This window comes from Pseudomonas sp. JL23 (assembly GCF_056933585.1).
This window is the reverse complement of record NZ_CM167795.1, coordinates 6,844,372-6,863,179: the sequence shown is the minus strand read 5'-3', so window position 1 is coordinate 6,863,179 and position 18,808 is coordinate 6,844,372. Positions and strand designations below refer to the sequence as shown.

Annotated in this window: 16 protein-coding genes and 7 pseudogenes; 11 read left to right on the top strand and 12 right to left on the bottom strand. The window is 53.4% G+C overall.

What is annotated here, in order from left to right; genetic code table 11:
* Positions 1 to 9: 9 nt before the first annotated feature.
* On the top strand, positions 10 to 924 hold the full coding sequence (locus AC1Z24_RS31400) for a LysR family transcriptional regulator (protein ID WP_483744063.1): 915 nt from the start codon (positions 10 to 12) through the stop codon (positions 922 to 924).
* A 58-nt stretch (positions 925 to 982) separates the two neighbouring features.
* A pseudogene (locus tag AC1Z24_RS31395) lies at positions 983 to 1,176 on the top strand (IS3 family transposase); the annotation flags it as partial.
* 368 nt (positions 1,177 to 1,544) lie between these two features.
* Here the strand turns inward: AC1Z24_RS31395 and AC1Z24_RS31390 are convergent.
* Positions 1,545 to 2,222, bottom strand: a pseudogene (locus tag AC1Z24_RS31390) (IS5 family transposase); the annotation flags it as partial.
* Positions 2,223 to 2,337: 115 nt separating this feature from the next.
* Positions 2,338 to 2,745, bottom strand: coding sequence for a tautomerase family protein (locus AC1Z24_RS31385; RefSeq protein WP_483744062.1), 408 nt, complete (start codon positions 2,743 to 2,745; stop codon positions 2,338 to 2,340).
* Between the two features lie 95 nt (positions 2,746 to 2,840).
* Between AC1Z24_RS31385 and AC1Z24_RS31380 the strand changes: the two genes are divergently transcribed.
* On the top strand, positions 2,841 to 3,704 hold the full coding sequence (locus AC1Z24_RS31380) for a LysR family transcriptional regulator (protein ID WP_483744061.1): 864 nt from the start codon (positions 2,841 to 2,843) through the stop codon (positions 3,702 to 3,704).
* A gap of 401 nt (positions 3,705 to 4,105) precedes the next feature.
* On the opposite strand, the pseudogene AC1Z24_RS31375 reads toward AC1Z24_RS31380, so the two are convergent.
* A pseudogene (locus AC1Z24_RS31375) lies at positions 4,106 to 4,382 on the bottom strand (transposase); the annotation flags it as partial.
* Positions 4,383 to 4,612: 230 nt separating this feature from the next.
* On the opposite strand from AC1Z24_RS31375, the pseudogene AC1Z24_RS31370 reads away from it, so the two are divergent.
* The 4 genes and pseudogenes from AC1Z24_RS31370 to AC1Z24_RS31355 all read left to right on the top strand — a co-directional run.
* Positions 4,613 to 5,323 (top strand): annotated as a pseudogene (locus AC1Z24_RS31370) (PAS domain-containing protein); the annotation flags it as partial.
* Between the two features lie 165 nt (positions 5,324 to 5,488).
* Entirely contained in the window at positions 5,489 to 5,926 is a 438-nt protein-coding gene (locus tag AC1Z24_RS31365; protein WP_483746759.1) for a methyl-accepting chemotaxis protein, read from the top strand.
* 676 nt (positions 5,927 to 6,602) lie between these two features.
* A pseudogene (locus tag AC1Z24_RS31360) lies at positions 6,603 to 7,325 on the top strand (MCP four helix bundle domain-containing protein); the annotation flags it as partial.
* A gap of 24 nt (positions 7,326 to 7,349) precedes the next feature.
* Positions 7,350 to 8,231 carry a methyl-accepting chemotaxis protein gene (locus AC1Z24_RS31355; protein WP_483746758.1) on the top strand — a complete coding sequence of 294 codons (882 nt, stop codon included), beginning with the start codon at positions 7,350 to 7,352 and terminating at the stop codon, positions 8,229 to 8,231.
* 83 nt (positions 8,232 to 8,314) lie between these two features.
* On the opposite strand, the pseudogene AC1Z24_RS31350 reads toward AC1Z24_RS31355, so the two are convergent.
* From AC1Z24_RS31350 to AC1Z24_RS31340, 3 genes and pseudogenes are all read right to left on the bottom strand, one after another.
* Positions 8,315 to 8,493: pseudogene (locus AC1Z24_RS31350) on the bottom strand (arsenical resistance protein ArsH); the annotation flags it as partial.
* A 266-nt stretch (positions 8,494 to 8,759) separates the two neighbouring features.
* Positions 8,760 to 8,999 (bottom strand): hypothetical protein, encoded by a 240-nt coding sequence (locus AC1Z24_RS31345; RefSeq protein WP_483744060.1) that lies wholly within the window; start codon positions 8,997 to 8,999, stop codon positions 8,760 to 8,762.
* 215 nt (positions 9,000 to 9,214) lie between these two features.
* On the bottom strand, positions 9,215 to 9,349 hold the full coding sequence (locus tag AC1Z24_RS31340) for a hypothetical protein (protein ID WP_483744059.1): 135 nt from the start codon (positions 9,347 to 9,349) through the stop codon (positions 9,215 to 9,217).
* A gap of 99 nt (positions 9,350 to 9,448) precedes the next feature.
* Between AC1Z24_RS31340 and AC1Z24_RS31335 the strand changes: the two genes are divergently transcribed.
* Positions 9,449 to 9,634 carry a hypothetical protein gene (locus tag AC1Z24_RS31335; RefSeq protein WP_483744058.1) on the top strand — a complete coding sequence of 62 codons (186 nt, stop codon included), beginning with the start codon at positions 9,449 to 9,451 and terminating at the stop codon, positions 9,632 to 9,634.
* A 62-nt stretch (positions 9,635 to 9,696) separates the two neighbouring features.
* Here AC1Z24_RS31335 and AC1Z24_RS31330 read toward each other — a convergent pair.
* Positions 9,697 to 9,903: pseudogene (locus tag AC1Z24_RS31330) on the bottom strand (LysR family transcriptional regulator); the annotation flags it as partial.
* 239 nt (positions 9,904 to 10,142) lie between these two features.
* Here AC1Z24_RS31330 and ltrA point away from each other — a divergent pair.
* Positions 10,143 to 11,312 carry a group II intron reverse transcriptase/maturase gene (gene ltrA / locus AC1Z24_RS31325; RefSeq protein ID WP_483746757.1) on the top strand — a complete coding sequence of 390 codons (1,170 nt, stop codon included), beginning with the start codon at positions 10,143 to 10,145 and terminating at the stop codon, positions 11,310 to 11,312.
* Between the two features lie 60 nt (positions 11,313 to 11,372).
* Here ltrA and AC1Z24_RS31320 read toward each other — a convergent pair whose 3' ends face one another.
* A complete protein-coding gene (locus AC1Z24_RS31320) occupies positions 11,373 to 13,991 on the bottom strand; it encodes an AAA family ATPase (RefSeq protein ID WP_483744057.1) in 2,619 nt (872 codons plus the stop codon).
* Positions 13,992 to 14,357: 366 nt separating this feature from the next.
* On the opposite strand from AC1Z24_RS31320, the gene AC1Z24_RS31315 reads away from it, so the two are divergent.
* Both AC1Z24_RS31315 and AC1Z24_RS31310 read left to right on the top strand, forming a co-directional pair.
* Entirely contained in the window at positions 14,358 to 14,996 is a 639-nt protein-coding gene (locus AC1Z24_RS31315; RefSeq protein WP_483744056.1) for a DNA adenine methylase, read from the top strand.
* The gene (locus AC1Z24_RS31310) at positions 14,996 to 15,829 is read left to right on the top strand and encodes an 8-oxoguanine DNA glycosylase (RefSeq protein WP_483744055.1); all 834 of its coding nucleotides are present in this window, start codon (positions 14,996 to 14,998) and stop codon (positions 15,827 to 15,829) included. Before AC1Z24_RS31315 ends, AC1Z24_RS31310 begins: the two co-directional genes overlap by 1 nt.
* Here AC1Z24_RS31310 and AC1Z24_RS31305 read toward each other — a convergent pair.
* The 4 genes from AC1Z24_RS31305 to AC1Z24_RS31290 form a co-directional block, all read right to left on the bottom strand.
* On the bottom strand, positions 15,770 to 16,273 hold the full coding sequence (locus tag AC1Z24_RS31305; protein WP_483746756.1) for a nitroreductase family protein: 504 nt from the start codon (positions 16,271 to 16,273) through the stop codon (positions 15,770 to 15,772). The genes AC1Z24_RS31310 and AC1Z24_RS31305 overlap by 60 nt on opposite strands.
* Positions 16,274 to 16,421: 148 nt before the next feature.
* Positions 16,422 to 17,027 (bottom strand): 7-cyano-7-deazaguanine synthase, encoded by a 606-nt coding sequence (locus AC1Z24_RS31300; protein ID WP_483744054.1) that lies wholly within the window; start codon positions 17,025 to 17,027, stop codon positions 16,422 to 16,424.
* Positions 17,024 to 18,235 (bottom strand): nucleoside 2-deoxyribosyltransferase, encoded by a 1,212-nt coding sequence (locus tag AC1Z24_RS31295; RefSeq protein ID WP_483744053.1) that lies wholly within the window; start codon positions 18,233 to 18,235, stop codon positions 17,024 to 17,026. The genes AC1Z24_RS31300 and AC1Z24_RS31295 overlap by 4 nt, the downstream gene beginning before the upstream one ends.
* A 17-nt stretch (positions 18,236 to 18,252) precedes the next feature.
* The gene (locus AC1Z24_RS31290) at positions 18,253 to 18,579 is read right to left on the bottom strand and encodes a hypothetical protein (protein ID WP_483744052.1); all 327 of its coding nucleotides are present in this window, start codon (positions 18,577 to 18,579) and stop codon (positions 18,253 to 18,255) included.
* Positions 18,580 to 18,808 lie beyond the last annotated feature (229 nt).

Here is an 18,808-nt window from a genome sequence, read left to right as displayed (position 1 = left end):
AGGGCGGGCATGGACAAGCTTTCTGCAATGCGCACTTTTGTGAGAGTGGTCGAATCTGGCAGCTTTTCCGCTGTGGCGAAGGAGTTGCAGGCGACCCAAAGCGCTGTCAGCAAGCAGGTGGCCGCTCTGGAGAAGGAGTTGGGGGCAAAACTGCTTGTAAGAACGACGCGGTCTCTTGCCCTGACCGAAGAGGGTGAGCGCTATTTCGAACAGGCCCGAAGGTTGGTCGCCGAAATTGCGGAGGCTGAGTCGGGCTTGATCAACGGAGAAGTGCAACTACGCGGCTGGATTCGGGTGGCTGCCTCGGTGGGCTTTGGACGCTTGAAGTTGATGCCGTTGGTGAAGTCGTTTATGGCGGCCCACCCCGATGTCAAAATCGACCTGCGACTGCACGATGGATTTGTCGACTTGGTTGAGCAGGCGATTGATGTTTCGGTTCGGATCGGCGACCTGCCCGATAGCGGACTGATCGCACGGCGCATTGGCACCTCGCATCGCATGTTGCTTGCCCACCGAGACTATCTGCGAACCCTTCCCAAAGACGTTCGCGCTCCCGTCAACCCGGAAGACCTACACGCGCACGAATGCATTGTTTACATAGGGCCGTCCAGCAGCAATTTATGGACATTCACGGCAGGAGCGGGCGCGTTGGAGACGAGAGGAACCAACAGGAGTATTCGTGTTGAGGGGCATATTCAGACCAACAGCAGCGAAGTACAACGTTCAGCCGTAGTAACAGGAATGGGTATAGGCTATGCGCCCACTTGGCTATTCGACGTTGAATTGACAAGTGGGGAAGTTGTGCGACTCATGCCTGACTGGGAGTCGCCCCAATCTCCAATTCATCTTGTGAGCCCACCCGGACGCAAGCATTCCGCCAAGGTCAGGGCGTTTGTAGAGCACCTATCTGCGGCACTGACTTGAGTTGAAGTAACTGGCCCTTAACTATTGGTCTGAATAGTTTTTCTCTGCTGAAGAGACGGCTTATGAGAGCTTCTTCGGCCGGCTGAAATCGGAAATGTTCTATCCTTGCAACTGGCAGTCAACGAGCATCGAGCAGTTCATTCAGGCCCTAGATTCGTACATTTGCTGATACAGAGAGAAACGAACCAAGATTTTGACGTAGTAGCTCTCAGGCCCATTGAGTGTCGTGAGAGCCTGGCCCTCGCGGCATAACTAGTCCAAGTTTTTTGCCGCATCCCCAGTGCGTCAATTCGGCATAGGCCTCAACATCTACGAACCTCTCAGCCACGGACTTAGCAATTTTGCGCTTCCGTTCGCCGACTCCATAGGGGGTCCTTGCGACTCTCAGTTGTTCGAGTTACTTAGCCCGTTTTAACGCAGCCTTGGCCAGAAGGAGCCATTCAGCGTCTACACGATGGTCGGGAACCAATGAACACCCACCTTGGGAAGCTCCGATCAACTTGCCGTAACTGTGCGGCAAGTTAAAAATCCCGCTGATTTTGGCGCTATTGACCACGAAATATCCCGTACGCACCGCCTTGGCGAGCTTGTCAGCTCATTTCTCCGTGTTACGCGCGTAATTAGCCCATACCCATCAGCTTTTTTCGAGCCATCCACAAATTGGACAAGGCAAACAGCGTGGTCAATTGAGCGGTGTTTTTCATCAGGCCGCGAAAGCGCACTTTCACATAACCGAACTGACGTTTGATCACCCGAAATGGGTGTTCGACCTTGGCCCGTGTCTGGGCTTTGAGGTACTCGATTTTGCGCTTGGCTTTGTACAGCACGCTGCGCTTGCTCAGCTTGGAATAGGTGCTGCGTCGCGCGGCGATTTGCCAAACCACTTCACGGTTTTTATGCTCTTCGCGCTTCTCAACACCGGTGTAACCAGCATCGGCGTAGACCGCGTTTTCCTCGCCGTGCAGCAGTTCGGCAACCTGAGTGACATCGGCTACATTCGCCGCGGTGCCGTGAACGTGGTGAACCAGCCCCGACTCAACGTCGGCACCAATATGGGCCTTCATTCCGAAGAAATATTGATTGCCTTTCTTCGTCTGATGCATCTCTGGATCGCGTTTACCGTCCTCGTTTTTAGTCGAACTGGGCGCGTGGATAATCGTCGCATCGACGATGGTGCCCTGGCGCAGCGAGAGGCCTTTCTCCTGCAAATAACCGTTGATGACCGCCAGGATCGCCGGCGCCAACTTATGTTTCTCCAGCAGGTGCCGGAAGTTCATGATCGTGGTGTCTTCAGGGATCGGCGCGCTCAGGGTCATCGGCGCCTGTTTTGTTTATGCATCTGCAGGTTCAAAGGGGCGCGGCAGGAACGGCAGTTACCTGCCGCCCCGCACACCGCTGAGATCTGCCGGCTTGTTAAGCATCTGTGCCGCGCTGCTGGGTTATGTTCATGGCGAATACGCCGTTTCCAACACTCCAGTCCGAATAATCATTTTCATGCGTGAAAATGAAAACATCCTTGGGAGACACTGCTGCACTCTTCTCAAGATTCCGGGTGATCGCAGCATAAAGTGAGCGCTTCATTGCGTCGCTTCTACCTCTGCGCAGGGTGATCTCTACGACGATAAGTTGGTCTGAGCGAGCGATACCGTTGAAAGTACGGTCAAAAAAGAACTCGCCATCTCGATACTCGCTCACCAGGTTGAACAGTTCATCGCTGGGCATTCCTATACTTTCAACCAAGGCATCATGGATGCCTTGCACGATATTCTGCTTGCGAGCCGGTTCAATTCCGTGGGGTAAATTAGTTCTAACAAATGGCATGGTTCGATCTCAATGATTTGTACCAACCATTTTTATCACGCCCCATGGGCCGATTATATTGACATATTGGCTGATTTATTGTGAGCTGGGCTCACATGAGAAATCGCAAAAATATACCTATCGCGGCGCTACGCGCCTTTGAAGCTGCTGCGCGTCACGGCCAGCTTACCGCCGCTGCCGAAGAACTCGCCGTCACACACGGCGCAGTCAGTCGCCAAGTCAGCCATCTTGAGGCATTAATCGGTACTCAGCTTTTTGAGGGGGCTCGAAACCGCCCGACGCTTACAGCGGAAGGCCGTGTGTTCGGCCTTGCTCTAACTGCTGCCTTCGATCAGATGGAGGATGCGCTTCGCATCATCGCGAATGAGGAGGATTACATTCTGGATGTCGCGTGCCTGAGTACGTTCGCCATACGATGGCTTATTCCCCGCCTTCACGACTTTACAAACAAATATCCGCGCTATGACGTACGCCTGGCGACCGATTATCGTCCCCCACGCACTCATGTCGATGCTCAGATTTCCGTTCTGTCACCAGATGATCCCATGCCGGATAACGGCTCGTTATTGTTTCGGGAGCAACTGGGGATAGTCGTTGCACCATCAGTTATGGAGTCGGGGGCTATCAATTTGCCTCGGCTAGAGACTCGAACTCGCCCTCAGGCCTGGCACGAATGGTCACTTCTTTCACAGCAGGTTGACCAGGGGGCGGCTCCAACAACCAGAACGTTTGACCACTACCACCTCACCATTGAGGCGGCGTTGTGCGGTCTTGGTGCTGCAGTAGTACCTTGGCATCTCGTTGCGGGAGATGTGGCATCCGGTCGTTTAACCGCACCTTACGGTTTTATGCATAGCCACTATCGATATATTGTGAAGATAGGGCAGCCAGGTCGTCGAAAGACAGAGCATTTTGTCAAATGGCTGAAAGAAGCAATCGCGGAGTTTCCAACTAGTTAACAGCATCGGCATCTCGGATTTATGATGACGCGGCTCAATGAAAAACTGGCAACTCCGCTGGCGATTGATCGCGATAAAACGGTAGCCAGTGCGGATAACGTTGGCGTCGCAGAACTCTGCGATCACCAAATCGAGCCGTCAGGCCTCTTTGACTATTGCTCTGAGTACCAGCGTCAGCACCGTGGTGAGACACAGCATGCCAGCCATGGCAATCAGCCCGGCATTGAACGAGTGGGTCGCCTCTTTCAGCAAGCCTACTGCATACGGCCCAACGAGACCGCCCAGGCTCCCCACCGCATTGATGAACGCGATACCCCCCGCTGCCGCTTGTTTGCTCAGGAAGGTTGCCGGGATGCTGTAGAAGCACGTACGCACAGAGCTGAGGCCGATGAGCGCGACGGTCAAGTGCGCAAACTGGCGCATGGGCGTGATTTCATACAGCGCTTCTTCCATGGCAGGATCGCTCAGCGAGAACCAGTTTTGCAGCAAGTGAATGCGCAGCATGGTTTCCAGCGGATACGGTTTGCGGCCACCGCCGGCCTTCGGATAATACGGTTCGATCAACGCCAGTAAACCGCTCCAGGGCACGACCTGATCCATCTCGGCGAGGAACCGTTCGCGGCGTGTTTGCTTGCGCTTGCCCGCGTATTCGAAATCGGAAAAGCTCATCTGGCTCATGAAGCACTCGGGTCAGGTGGTGAGGCTGTATTTCAGCATACTTGGAGACTTGTTCGGAGTTTCCCTTGGGCACTGTCTCGACCAAGGGCTATTCAATTACTCAATTTCAGGTTGTCGCAGCATCTTCGCTGACTATCCAGTGAGCGTTTAAATGCGTTTAGCCCGCCGGACGGTCTCAATATGCAGCATGACACGCCGATAGACTTCGTATAGTCCAAAAGGCGGTTCCCATGTTCAACACCAAAATCAAGAACCAGCTTCACTCCCAGGCAGCCGAGCTGTTGGAACTGCGCCAGCTGCAGGATGGCCTAAACCGTGAAATGCTTGCGTTAAGTATCGATTCGACGTTTAAGATAACGGCATGCAACGAAAAATTTGCGAAGGCTTTGGGCTACACCCCGGATCAGATTGTGGGGCGTGCCATGGCCGAAATAGTTCCGCAGTACGTATCCAAGCTACCGTGCTTCCATAACTTTCGAGCCGCAGTCGCCGCAGGAAAGTCCATCAGTGACGATTATAGGTACCTGCATGCTAACGGTTCTTTAGTGTGGCTTCATGCACATTGGCAGCCCATAACGGATGCGACCGGCCGGTTGAGTAATGTCACCTGCTATGCGACGAATATTACCTCCCGAGTTGAAAAATCATCGGAAAATACCTCCTTCATTGACGCATTACTTCGTTCGACAGCGGTTATTGAGTTCGATCTCTCCGGACACGTACTCATGGCAAATGAGCAGTTTTTACAAGCGATGGGCTACAATCTAGGACAACTTAAGGGGCGTCACCACCGTATCTTCTGCAAGCCAGAGGAGACTTCGTCTCAGAAATACAAGGATTTTTGGTGCACCTTGAACAAGGGTGAGTTTGTTGCTGACCGATTTGAACGTATTGATAGTCGCGGTCGGACCGTATGGCTGGAAGCGACATATAATCCGGTTTATGACTCCGAAGGGATACTTTGCAAGGTGGTTAAGTTTGCGACAGTTGTCACCGACCAGGTTGTCCGTGAGCACGAAGTTAGCGGGGCAGCCAAAACTGCGTTTGAAATTTCCCAGCAGACTGATGTTAGTGCGCAGCGCGGCGCAGTCGTAGTCAACGACACTATGCATACCATGCGTAAAATCGCCGTTGATATACAGGCTGCATCTGGGGGGGTCGAAGCGCTAGGGAAACAGTCGCTACTGATCAGCTCAATCATTCAGACGATCAGTAGTATTGCTCAACAAACCAATTTGTTGGCATTGAATGCTGCGATTGAAGCTGCTCGCGCAGGTGAGCAGGGTCGAGGCTTTGCAGTGGTGGCTGATGAAGTTCGACAGCTGGCTGGGCGCACCAGCACTGCCACCGAAGAAATAGCATCGGTTGTCTTACAGAACCAAAAGCTGGTGGATGAGACAGTCGCTGAGATGGCAAACAGCAAGACACAAGCGGAGCAAGGCCTGGAACTTGCGACGCAGGCAGGCCAAGTAATTATTGAAATTCAGGATGGCGCAAAGAGAGTAGTCGATGCGGTGGGCAGTTTTGCGACTCAAGTGGCTTAGCAAGCTCAGTCACTTTGCCGCAGAGTTCCTGCCCCCTCTAATCACCGCTTCGAGAAAAGGACGAGTGGTTTTTGTAGCGACTCGGGCATTAGTCCTGAGACGCTATATAGCTGATTCATATTTAATGACGGTTTTTGGCCAATTGCCCCCTCCCTGACCGGCGGCTCTCGATCGACTGCTGACCGTCTCGGTAATGGTTATTCTAATCCTCTCAAAATGGAGGCAATGACATGAATGCATCAACCATCTCTGCTTAGCATCCCTAGAATAAAGACAAACTGGTCGGTTTAATATAACAGCTGCGTCTGCGCGACCTTTGTAGCATCAGCATCAGCATCAGGCTTGAGCTTGCCAGAAGCGTAAGAGAACTAGCGCTTTTCAATTTAGCAATCGATCACAAGCTTCGTACCTGTGATCTGATGAAATTACATGTTCGTGATGTAGCCCACGGGAATCAGGTTGCAGCGACGGCAATGCTAATGTAGCAAAAAACACACGGTCCCTACAATTCGAGGTCACCAAGCAGACGGGTCAAGGGCGTTTTCAGGTCACGCATAGAACAAAGAGTTAGCCTCACTGGCGAAGTGGACTCGTAGCAGCATGCGTCGTACCCGACGGACGGGCTGCCGCACCTCAATTTTCTGCCGATATATTGGGATCAGGGAGAGGTCTCAATATGATTTTGCGCAAACTCAATCTCGCACCACGTTCCACACTTAGCTTTGGTTTTTTTTGCTTGATGATCATTGGGTTGGGACTGGTAGCTCTCAACCAGGCATTAAGCTTGAACGCCGCTGAGAAGTTTGTAGAAAACAACGTGGTGCCCAGCATTTCACTGCTCGCCAAGATGGACCGAGAATTCATAAGCATCAGAAATAACAATTCGAGAATCCGTAACCCAATTGAGCCTGCCGAGCGTAGAGCTCAGGCGTTGGCAGAGCTGCAAAAATCAAGAGGAAGTTTTAAAGACATTATCCAGCGGCTTCAACCCCTCATAGTGACGCCTAAGGGCATAGAGCTTTTCGGGGCCTTGGTGAAAGCCTATAGCGCCTATGAGAGCGTTCAGGACCAATATTTGACCCTTACAGGTGCCGGGAAGCTCGAGGATGCAGTCAAGCTATCCAGCGAGGTAATGAAATTTGTGGCGGATGACGTAAGCGCAGTTATTCAGAATCTGGTAGAGCTCAGCAACGATAAAGCAAGTAATGCCGGCAAAGAGGCCACGCGTATTTACGAACAAACCAAATTGACCGTCGGCAGTTTCATCTTAGTCAGTACGTTGGCTGCATTCGTCCTGGCATTTATGTACACCCGAAGCATCACCGTCCCAGTGAATCGATCATTAGCAATCGCTGAGCGGATTGCAAAAAATGACCTTACCGAAGTGATCGATGTACAAGGTACAGATGAGGTAGCGCGGCTGATGCATGCTTTGAAAGCGATGCAGGCTAGCTTGCGATCTACCCTCTTATCGATATCGGGCTCATCCAACCAACTGGCATCCACATCCGAGCAAATGCATGTCGTAACCGAAAATGCGAATACAGCCATGCAGCGACAGAGCCACGAGGTGGAGATGGCCGCTACGGCTGTCACCGAGATGAGCGCTGCAGTTGAAGAGGTCGCCCGAAATGCCTCTGCGGCATCTGAGGCCGCTACACGGTCCAATTCGGCAGCTATAGCCGGCCGTGCAAGGGTGGATGAAACCGTCGAAGCGATTAGCCTGATGGTCTCAAACGTCGGAAACGCTTCAAATGAGGTTCAAGGGCTCGCCGTGATGGCTGCCGACATCAGCAAGGTCCTGGACGTCATCAGGGCCATCGCCGAACAGACTAACTTGCTGGCACTCAACGCTGCGATCGAAGCCGCTCGGGCAGGAGAAGCTGGTCGCGGGTTCGCTGTGGTCGCCGATGAGGTCCGGGCTCTGGCGCACAGGACACAAACCTCGACCGGCGAGATTGAACAAATGGTCACCGCCATTCAAAAAGGCGCTGGAACTGCTGTTTCTGCAATAAGTGGTACCAACACACAAGCGCAAAAAACACTCGACACAGCTCGAGGTGCTGGGTCGGCATTGCTGGAAATTACCGAGTCCATTGACGACATCACGGGGCGAAATGTACTTATTGCGACAGCGTCCGAGGAGCAAGCTCAGGTAGCCCGAGAAGTGGATAGAAGCTTGATTAGCATCCGGGAATTGTCGAGCCAGACATCTGACGGATCTAACCAAACGACTGTAGCCACATCGGAACTTTCGAAGCTGGCGGTGGAGTTGAATCGTATGGTTAATCAATTTCGCCTATAGTTAAGTGCGATACGAAAAAGGCTTAAAAACCTAACATCTGCCGCCTGGTTCAAGACAAGTGCCCGTATCGTTAAATATGGGCATTTCATCAGTTCCTCCATCACGTCCACCACACGGTCGTAGTAGGCAGATGGCTTCTGAGCCCTGCATCTTCGAACTCAAGGAAGGCCTTGGGTACGGACGATTGATTTGCGAGGGTGATCACCCGCATCCAGCGTCAGAGGATCCGCAGTTGATTTACCGTGTTAAACGACTGTGTGTAGGCGCCGACGCTCTTTTGACTCAATGACTGACTTTGACTGCCCCACATGCAGTCTCTGAAATCCCGCGCAAGGTCATCTTCTGCTGAGCGTCAGGGTGGGGTAATAAACTCCGGCGGCCTGGTTCAAAATCGCGTCAGCGGCAACAGGCAAGAGGGTCAATGGTGGCTCGAGAAAGGAATATAGTTTCTCGGAATTAAACAGTTGCGAGCAACGTCAATATCGGCCCTGCGAACGTATCGCCAATATCATTTCTGATCTTAACGAATTAATTGAAGCAAGACCTTACTATCACGCCATTGCTAATTTCCGCCGTATAGGCCCTAAGGGCATCTTCGGCACTTTCAAATCCTTCAATAACCTTCAAAAGGGTTGTGGCCTCTTCAGATAGACCATTTTCAGCAATCTCAACGGCGAGGGTCACTATCGAGAAATGCGCCAATTTGAGAGTGTTCGCCACGTTGTTGAGATCTTTCTGCATGTCTAAAGAGGGGGTATTTGAGGACATCATTTTATCTCGACTGACAGAGCCGCATTGATTTGCGTACAGATCTGACAGCTGAAATTTGTAGTCGTTACCCTTGACGGGCTAAGCCACAAAATAACTGTGGTATTTCTATAATATTTGGAGCCGCTTAGACCGGGTAGCTTGAAAACTCGGCCAGTATCCGGAGTAATTGGTCTGCTGGAGTCTGTACAAAAGAGCGATGAGCGAAGCCATAGCTACCTTGAAGAGCTGTCTCGCGAGTCCTTTAAGAGCTCTCCGCGCCTTGCCAGCTCCCGGATTCTATCGGCAGTACGGCAGGCGATGGCTTGAATCGTCAACGAAGGATTTATTCCCCCGACGGTTGGAAACACTGAGCCGTCGCAGACCCAAAGATTTGGAATATTGCAAAGCCGGGGCAGAGCATCGAAGTAAAAGTAGAGGGTCAGCTAGTTTTCAATAACTCATACCAGATGCTTGATGCCTCCATACAAGGATTCGGGCTGGTATACCTGCCCAAGGCGCTCGTCGAGGCAGAAGTAAAGGCAGGGCGCCTGTGCTGGGTCCTCGAAGAGTGGCACCCAACTTTTATCGGGCGTCATGCTTCCTATGCGACGCGACGTCAGTCTTCACTTGCGGTGAGGTTGGTTATTGCGTAAGCGTCTGCCGAACACATCTTGCACCAGCCCGTTTTGGTGCGGAGTCAGCATACGAGCGAAGGTTAGTTCGATGTGAACCAGCTGGGGTGTAGCACAGGAAAATGCTCCTTCAGCCAATCCACAAATGGGTCTATCTGAGGAGCCAGATGCGTTCTGCTTGGATAAAGCACGGAAACCAAGTGCGGCTGTGGACGACGAGCCCTGAGCACCTCAACCAGCTCTCCAATTATGAGGAAGGTCTCAACGGTAATTTCCGGAGCTTGAACAATTGATTCGATCCATGCGGCAAAACATCGACACGAATTTTTTCAAAATTTGGGTGGTCCCTTCGTTATTCAACTTCCCCTTGTTTCCACAGTTAAGCTCAACCTTGGTGATGGTCTATTTCGTTGCATTACCGGTTCCATTAGGGCCCAAGCGCTACTCTGTATGACCACCCAGGTTATGCTCGAGACAGGCCTACAAGCGTCACACAAGATATCGGGCAACGCCGTCGCGGCGGGTCTACATTCCCAAAGCCGACGGCAGGCAGCGTCCGCTGGGCATTGCCTCTCTTGAGGATAAGATCGTACAGCAGGCGGTCGTTACCGTTTTGAATGCGATCTATGAAGAGGACTTTCTAGGATTCTCGTATGGGTTTCGGCCGGGACGTAGCCAGCACGATGCGCTGGATGCGTTGACGGTTGCGCTCAAGGGCCAGAAGGTGAACTGGATATTGGATGCGGATATCACGTCGTTCTTTGATGAGATCGACCATGAATGGATGCTGATGTTTCTGGGACACCGGATTGCAGACCGGCGCCTGCTCGGGCTTATCTGCAAATGGCTTCAAGCGGGTGTTATGGAGGATGGCCGTAGGGTGGCTGCGACCAAGGGGACGCCCCAAGGCGCAGTGATATCGCCGTTACTGGCGAATATCTATCTTCACTACGTGCTGGATCTATGGGCAAGGCAGTGGCGCCAGCGGCATGCCCGTGGTGATGTGATCGTTGTGCGCTACGCGGATGACAGTGTGGTGGGGTTCAGGACGAAAGTGCAGGCTCAGCAGTTTCTGGTGCAGTTGCAGGAGCGCTTGGCCAAGTTTGGATTGTCCCTCAATGCCTCGAAAACACGACTGATCGAGTTTGGTCGTTTTGCTGCGAGAAATCGTAGGAAGCGAGGCTTAGGTAAACCGGAGACATTTGACTTCCTGGGTTTCACGCACTGTTGTAGTACCAACAGAAGCGGCGGGTTTCAAATACTGCGCCTGACGGTCAAGAAGCGAATGCGTGCGACGCTGCTGGCTATTCGGGATGAGTTGAAGCGCCGACGTCATGAACCCATCCGGGCTCAAGGGCAATGGCTTAACCGAGTGGTCAGTGGGTATTTCAATTATCACGCGGTGCCGGGAAACCTGATACGTCTTGGCGTTTTCGTTTGGCGGTGTGCCGTCTATGGCGGCAGGCTCTCAAGCGACGCAGCCAGCGTAACCGGCTTCAGTGGTCACGATACGGACGTCTTGCCGACCTCTACATACCTAGACCCAGAAATGCACACCCATACCCGGAGGATCGCTTCGCGTCACGTACCCAAGGCAGGAGCCGTATGCGGTAGTTCCGCACGTACGGATCTGTGCGGGGGGCGGCAGGTAACTGCCGTCCCTACCGCGACCGTTATTGCGGCCCTCAGGAATCCATGAAGCTAGCATCTAGCTCTACCCCGATGGTTGAGGTAGAGCTGCGTGACTGAGGCGTGCCAATCAGCGACCGTTTAGCGCCTCTAATGCGTCGTCCAACGCTGTCACTGATTCAACGATCGTACGTACGGTGGCACGATCGAATTCATGGTCGCGCTGCGAGTCGTGCACGCCGCTATTTAAGTAACCCCACTCGATGCTTCCTGAGCCGACGCCTAGCAGCTGGTCCAGAGCAGTGACGACGTTCAAGGCTCCGGGATATTGCGCTGCGATGCGGCTAACAGCCGACCGAAGCTTGCTGCATTTATTGTTCAGCTCCCACGGCAAACGCGGTCCTCCGAGCTTGAGCTCAATGCGACCGTCAGCCCGTCGACCCAGCCAACTCCAGATGCGATCTGTCAGACTCTCCAGTGCTGGCCGTGTCTGACGGAGCGCCTCCCGCTTTTCGTCCTCAGCAAATGCCTGCTGGGCAAGCAACACATAATTCTTCACTGGCGGATCGCTATCGACGCGAAGTTCATGCTCGCCATGGTGCGGAAGAAACTTATAGCGCTTGATGGCCGAAACGCGGCGCGCACCCAGCTCTTGTTGGATTCGGTGCAGAAATTCTTCCGCGTGGGACGTCAGAATGACCTGTTTGCCGTCCAACAGCCCGTCCTCGAAGAATGTGCGCCAGATACCATCGCGGTGCTCATCGTCGATAGCGTTTACGACGTCGTCAAAGACGACCACCGGGCAGTTTTGTTCGATATTTTTAGCCAGCAAGATTGCCAGACCTAAGCACTTGATGTGCCCCTCGCTGAAGACGATCAGCGCGTCATAGGGGGTTCCAGGTTCGGAGGCGAACTCCACTTCGATCCTGCCATTCTCCGCTACAGGCAACCTAAGTGCATGTAGCAAGTCGCCAGGAGAATCTCCACGATTGAATGCGTTGTACAGATTGCGAGTTTGTTCGCCCATACCTTGAAGCAGGACGCCCGGCAGCGCAGTCAGGTAGTTTTGAATCTCTGGCAAGAATCTGTCGTAAGCTGCTTTGATCCGTTGGTGCTCCGCGATTAGCGGTAGCTCCTGTACTACAGCTTGGATGAGTGCGTGGTTAGTTTCATCAAACTGAGCGACGGTCTGATGGGCTGCCGCCAGTTCCAAGTCGGCAGTTGTCCGCAACGTCCGTAACCTCTCGATCTCCAACCGATAATGATCCAGTCTAGCTCGTTCCTCTGCCAGTCCCGCGCGCTGGGCATTGACCTCGAGTGCTTCTATGTCGGAACGTTCGATTAGTTCGGCGATTTTGAGTAGGTCAATCCATGCGAGCTGTTTGCCGTCGACCCATGTACCCAGCCAGTTGCCGCTGAAAACTGGGGGCAGCGGCGGCATGTCAGATGCCTGTAGCTCTTGGGGACACACAGTAGTGGCAATGGCAATTACACGACGCATCTCTTCCCATAGCGCTCGTACCGACTCATTTAGCTCCGTCCGGAGGCTACCTTCGCGCTGTTGGAGGATGGCCAACTTAGCAAGCTGCTCCAAACCGGCGCGCGCCTTGGCAAAAGGATCTTGCGCCACTGCTGTCAGCCCTGTCCCACATGCAGGGCATGAAGTAGCGCCTTCAGCTAGTGCCAACACCGCCTCGTAAAGTTTGGCGTAGGAAACGTCGCCAGCACGGGCCATAAGCTCGCTTGAAGATGCCTGCCATAGTTCTTGAACCCGGTAAGAGTCTGCTAACAACTCTCTTAACCGATTTTGAGTTACGCCATGGATTGCTGGCGGGACTGCCTCCAATTGTGTACGCACATAAGGCAGCCGTCCTTGCAGCTGCTGGGTACCTAGGAGCCAGTCCACACAAGTAGCATAGGTCGCGCCTGGTGACATACGCTGCGCAAGCGAGCATTCCAGTTCCTGGATTCCGGTGATTTTCTGAGGATAGATAGCGATGGCTTGTTCGGAGCTAGCAAGCTGAAGTCGACGAGTCGTTAATTCAGATGCGCGAACTCCTACGAGCATTAGGTCTTGATCGAGCGAGGGGTTGAAACCACGCACGAACTCGGCGAACTGGTCGACCCCAAACAAGGTTGCAATAAGCTGGCGCTGATCTCCTGGTGTCCGCGCCGCAATACGGGCGAAATCGTCGAGACGATTTTTTTCGATAAAACAAAAACGATACTCGGCCTCATCGGGCTGCACGACCTCGTCGCCGCCTCTGGATGAAAGTACCGGGGAGACATGGCGGCGCAAGCGAGCATTGTTGCAATACACTCGCTGGTCAACGCGCTTTACTTGCGCTTCGCTGATCGATCCCAGCATTGCCACTTCCAACGCCTCGAAGAAACTACTTTTGCCGGTGCCATTGGCTCCAAAAACCAAAGTGATGTCATGGCTTAGGTCGAAGGTTTCCTGACGCATGAACCCACGGAAGGGTCCGACTTCGAGCTGATGAAGGCGCCCGAGTTCGGGCCCAGCTTCTGCCGCGAGCGGATTAGCGTCGTACGCGACAGGCATCTGTGCGAGATGCGCGACAGCTAAGGGTGCTAGACGGGTAGAACGGCCTCGGCGTGCGGAGCCGACCTCGGCAAGTGGTTGCAGATAGCGGAGCACCAGAAGCGCTAGTCTGCGCACGTCGTCGGGCACATCTCGTTGCTGTAAATGTGTAAGGAATCGATGGTATTCCGAGTGAACGCTTGCCATGCGGCTATCCCTCTACGCAGTAAGGCCGCCTAGGCGGTTTCTGTGGCTGTGCTCATTTATTCCACATACCTGCGGTTAACACCTGAATCCATCCGGCGTCATGACTCGTGAAGCTTCTTTAGCAGAAAAGTCAGTTGTCAGGGTCGCCTCTGTTCGCTCACGAAAGCGTCTCTGCTCCCCGAAATCGACAGGAGCAGCATATGGTTTAGCCTGTGATCTGGATACGGAGAAATGACTCGCTGAGCACTGCGCTTACGATTGCGGCTCAAAGACCCCGTTCGGCGGACATCGATTGACATCATCGTCATTTCTGACGATGCTTCGCTCATGAGATATCCAGGCGGAAAAGGCAAGTGCTACCAGCGCTTGATCAATCTGATGCCACCGCATCAAACCTACATTGAGTCGCATCTTGGCGGCGGCGCGGTCATGCGCAATAAAAAAGCCGCTCAGCGAAGCATCGGCTTGGACCTTGACGCCAAGGTGATAAGTCGATGGCGTGCCGAGTTACCTGGCATTTGCGAGTTAGAAGAAACCGATGCAATCGAGTTTCTGAGAGCATTCGATTTCAGCGGCGATGAGTTGGTGTATGTCGACCCGCCTTATATGCCCGAAACCCGCCGCCGGGCAAAGATTTACCGGTGCGACTACACCTATACCGATCACATTCGTCTGTTACGTCTGCTTAAAGCGCTTCCCTGCAACGTCATGCTTTCCGGGTATGACTGCGATCTCTATAAGACAGAGCTCGAGGGGTGGAAGACCGTAAGGTTCCAGGCCAAAACACATATTGGCATGCGCGAAGAAGTGGTTTGGATGAACTTCGAGCCTCCGGATCGCCTGCATGACTCTAGATATTTGGGTGAAACATTCCGCGATCGCCAAACCATCCAGCGTCGACAGGCACGGCTACGAAATCGTATCGAGAGCATGGATGCTGCCGAACGAGACGACTTATTGCAGTGGATGCAAGAAAATTACGGTCATGCCGAGGAGGCAGCCTGATGCAACAAGGCGCTATTTTCATCGACCACGTCGTATTCAATCTGGAGTTGCCAACTCCGGATGCGGAGGTAATTCCGGGCGTGCGTTGGGGAGCAATTGAAGCGTTCCCTACACCTGCATATTGGGCTTATCAGGTCTACGCACGTCGGCTTCAAGGCGATCGCATCAATTACAAACTGGGAGCAAGCTTAAAGGAGGAAGTAGGCGCCTGCCTTTTAGGTGGTCACGGAATTCCTGCGAGTGTTGGCCTGGCCGCTTTTCAATATGTGAAGCAACTAGGTGCCTTCAGTGATCAGCCTCCCTCGGAAGAAATGCTCCTGGAGTGGCTAAAAGAGCCGATTCCGGTAGAGGGACGTTTAGTCCGCTACCGCTTCGCTAAGCAAAAAGCGCGTTATCTAGCTGCTGCGTTGCAAAAATTGGCCTCAGAGCAGCCGCCAGTGGGTTCTGGACGGGCACTACGGGATTGGCTGCTGGATATCCCTGGTATCGGCTACAAAACAGCGTCTTGGGTCGCTCGGAACTGGCTGGATGCAGATGACGTTGCCATTCTCGACATCCATATTCTACGTGCGGGCCTGCTGGGTAAGTTCTTTGGGGAAAGCCTTACCGTTGAGCGAAACTACCTGGAATTGGAAGAGCAGTTCATTCAGTTCAGCAAAGGGCTGGGCGTGCGAGCCTCCGAACTCGACGCGCTGATATGGTTGGAAATGATGTCTTCCTCAGCAACGGTACACAGCATCATGGGTATGGGGCATGCATCGCCTGAACGACGGTCACAAGGGAAGGCCAAGAAGCGCCATACCCACTCCGGCCAGCTTGCCCTGATCAGCTAAGCTGCTCGCCCACGGTTCGCCCGTAATACCCAACGGGCAAAAACGTAACCCTAAGCCCTGCGCTGTCAGTGCCATTACCGCTAACAACGCCCCGGCATCTCGCCAGATAAGACTGCATCCGTTTTGATACTTGACGAGTGTTTTGCCTGGCTCCGCCACTAGTAGTAGTCGGGTTGCCTCCGGGGCATCGACTACTTGTCGACTGTGCTCTCGCAGCCCTTCAAGTCTCTGCGAAACGCCCGCTAGCTCAACGAGAAAGTGTCCACGAGGTTCATATAGCCACCAGCGTGAATCACCAGGGCTATTAATAACCAAGTGAATGGGGTGAATTGCGCCCGCAGAGGGAGACGCACGGTACTCAAGGTCAAATCCCAGATCGGATGCCCAGCTCTCATGCGTTCGGCAGGCATGCCAGAGGAAGTCCGCCAAGTGTTCATCCTGCATAGGCGAAAACCGACGAGTTGTTCGACGTTCTTGCAGCACCTGGGACAGAGATGGCATCGTCAAATGAAGACCGGCGGGAAGCCGCCGGACTTCCCCCGTCTCCCACCGGTGTGGGTGATGCTTTTCATTCGAGAGCTTGGGGAGCGGATTACCCAGGTCGATCCAGGTCATAGCCGACCTCTTTAAAGACTTCAAAGTACTTATTACAGCCACGGCAATCACCACAGGGAACGTCCGCCTTGTGGCAACTGTGCGCCCAAGCAAGGAGACCGGCGGGAATGCCTGAAACTCGTACCAGCTCTGCGGTTGATAGTTCGATTGCAGGTGCCTCCACCACCATACCGCCTTCCTGCAGGGCCATCAGGTTACTCATTGCACTCATAAACTCAGGGGACCCATCTCGGTGGAATCCATCCGATTTCACTGTACCTAGCCATAAGTGCGTTACTCCATACGATATTGCCTTCATCGCGGCGAGAGTGACAAGCATCTGATTACGGTAGGGCCACCAGTCGGAGGCAGGTGCTAATTCATCGGCACTACGACCTGCCATATCGCCTGAGCCCAAGTGACGGCAATCGATATCCAGCACCTGATGGGGAATTCCTAGTCGCTCGCAAATGGCTTGGGATGCAGCGATCTCTGCCTTCGCTGCGAGTTGGCCATAATTGAGTGTGAACGCGTGGTCTGGACGTTTCCACCATGCAAGTGAGAGGGAGTCCATGCCGCCGGACAGTAGCAGTGCTATTTTCATAGCTTGATGGCTTCCCACACCGTTTGATAAATCGCAGATACGTAGTCATCGGAGAGTATGCAGCCAGATCCCTCCATCATTTTTTTGTCTTGGACTGATTCGTTTTCCGTGTACAAGACAACCGGCTTGTTCAGTGCTCTTGCGTAACCAATTTCGTAAATCGTGCCGGAATCCAGGCCATCCCCAATGGCAAGGAGGAGGTCAGATTCATGAATGGCGTCTAGATCCTTCTGGACAACAGCTTCGGCGGGGCCGACTCCCACGTCATGGTAGGGTGAGAAGACTTTTAACCCCATGGAACGCAGATCATTGAGCGCCTCACGGATCATCCAAAGTTGAGCCAATGTGAAGAACGGGCCAGCCAAGTATACCTTCGGCCTAAATCCATCGAGGTATCGTTGTGAGGCTTGGAGTGGCTCCGGAGCATAGGCTTGTAGCTGCTTAGGAGTTGGGTAGCCCTGAGTCTCGCAATAAAATGCCGTGGCCTTGGATGCGATGGCAGCCGCCTCATGGGCCGTCGATCCCCCTGACATCCAAGCCAAGGCAAAATGAGCTGCGAAGGTATCGCCAGATCCAATCTTCCAAACACGCATCGTATGGTAAGCAGGAACCGTCGTGATTACGCCGCTTTCGTACACAAGGGCTCCGAGCGGGCCCATTTTGATGACGACGACCTCCGCGTTTTCACTCGCTGATAATGCCTTGGCCATATCTTCTGGGGTGAGATCACTGATGCTGCAAAGTAGCTGTGCCTCATAGCGGTTCAGAACAAGCGCTAAGTGTTTGGCTTTCGATCCGTTAGCACTGAAGCGTTCCGGCTGTTGAGCGTTTTGCGGGTCATAAACCGCATACTGGGCATCAACAATCGCGGTGCCTTCAATCATGCCAAAACGGAGCACCTTCTCAGCGCTGACCGAAATCGATAGCATTGATGCGCCGTAGTTGTAGTCAATGGCAGGGGTCGAGAGCCCATGGGTGTATTCGAAGGTAATGCTCCGAGCTAGGCTCGAAGGTACGAGCTTGAATCCTTCCAGTGCAGCCCGACTGTTCATGATGAACAACGACTGACTGTCCAGAAAACTATGTAGTTCGACCTCGGCTCCGAACCTGGCGATGGCGGTGGCCGCTCGCCCGGCAGAGCCGTAGGACTCGTCCCAATGTGGACGCATACAAAGCTCACGGTAGACGCCTCCTGCGATGGTGATCATGCAGCACTCCTTGCTTATTACAGAATTGGGTAGATGTAGATGCGAACTTGGCCGTTGTTGATTCCGGTCACTTGAGCTTCGTACATCGTGCCTTCAGCCATACAGATCCGAAGACGCTGGAGCCTAGGGTCGGCAACTCCTCCGGCGATATCACCTCGCCAAAGTGCATGAACAACGGACTGGCCATTCTGTTCACCAGAAACGATTTGTAGGATGAAGCCTTCTCTCAGTTGGTCGACAACTTCTTCCTTTGGAGAGGCGAGCTGTGCAGTGAACTTCAGCTGTTCACATGTAGCGGGGGTTTCGGTCACAGGACCATGCGGGGGGCTAGAAGACCCAGACATATGCATTTCCTTTGCTTGGCGAGGGGTAACAGTGATATCACACCGCCATGTCCTCGTGCCACCTATCAAATCATCGGCAGAACTCTTGGAGGTTCGTGCCTGCTGCATCCTTGATGGGTTTTAGGGCGATGGATGCAGTTCAAGAAGTAGCATTGAATGGCAGAGCTGCGCTCCGCCGGTGGTGAACGGCCGATGGCCAGAGGGAATCGCCGTGCAGTCCTACAGCGCT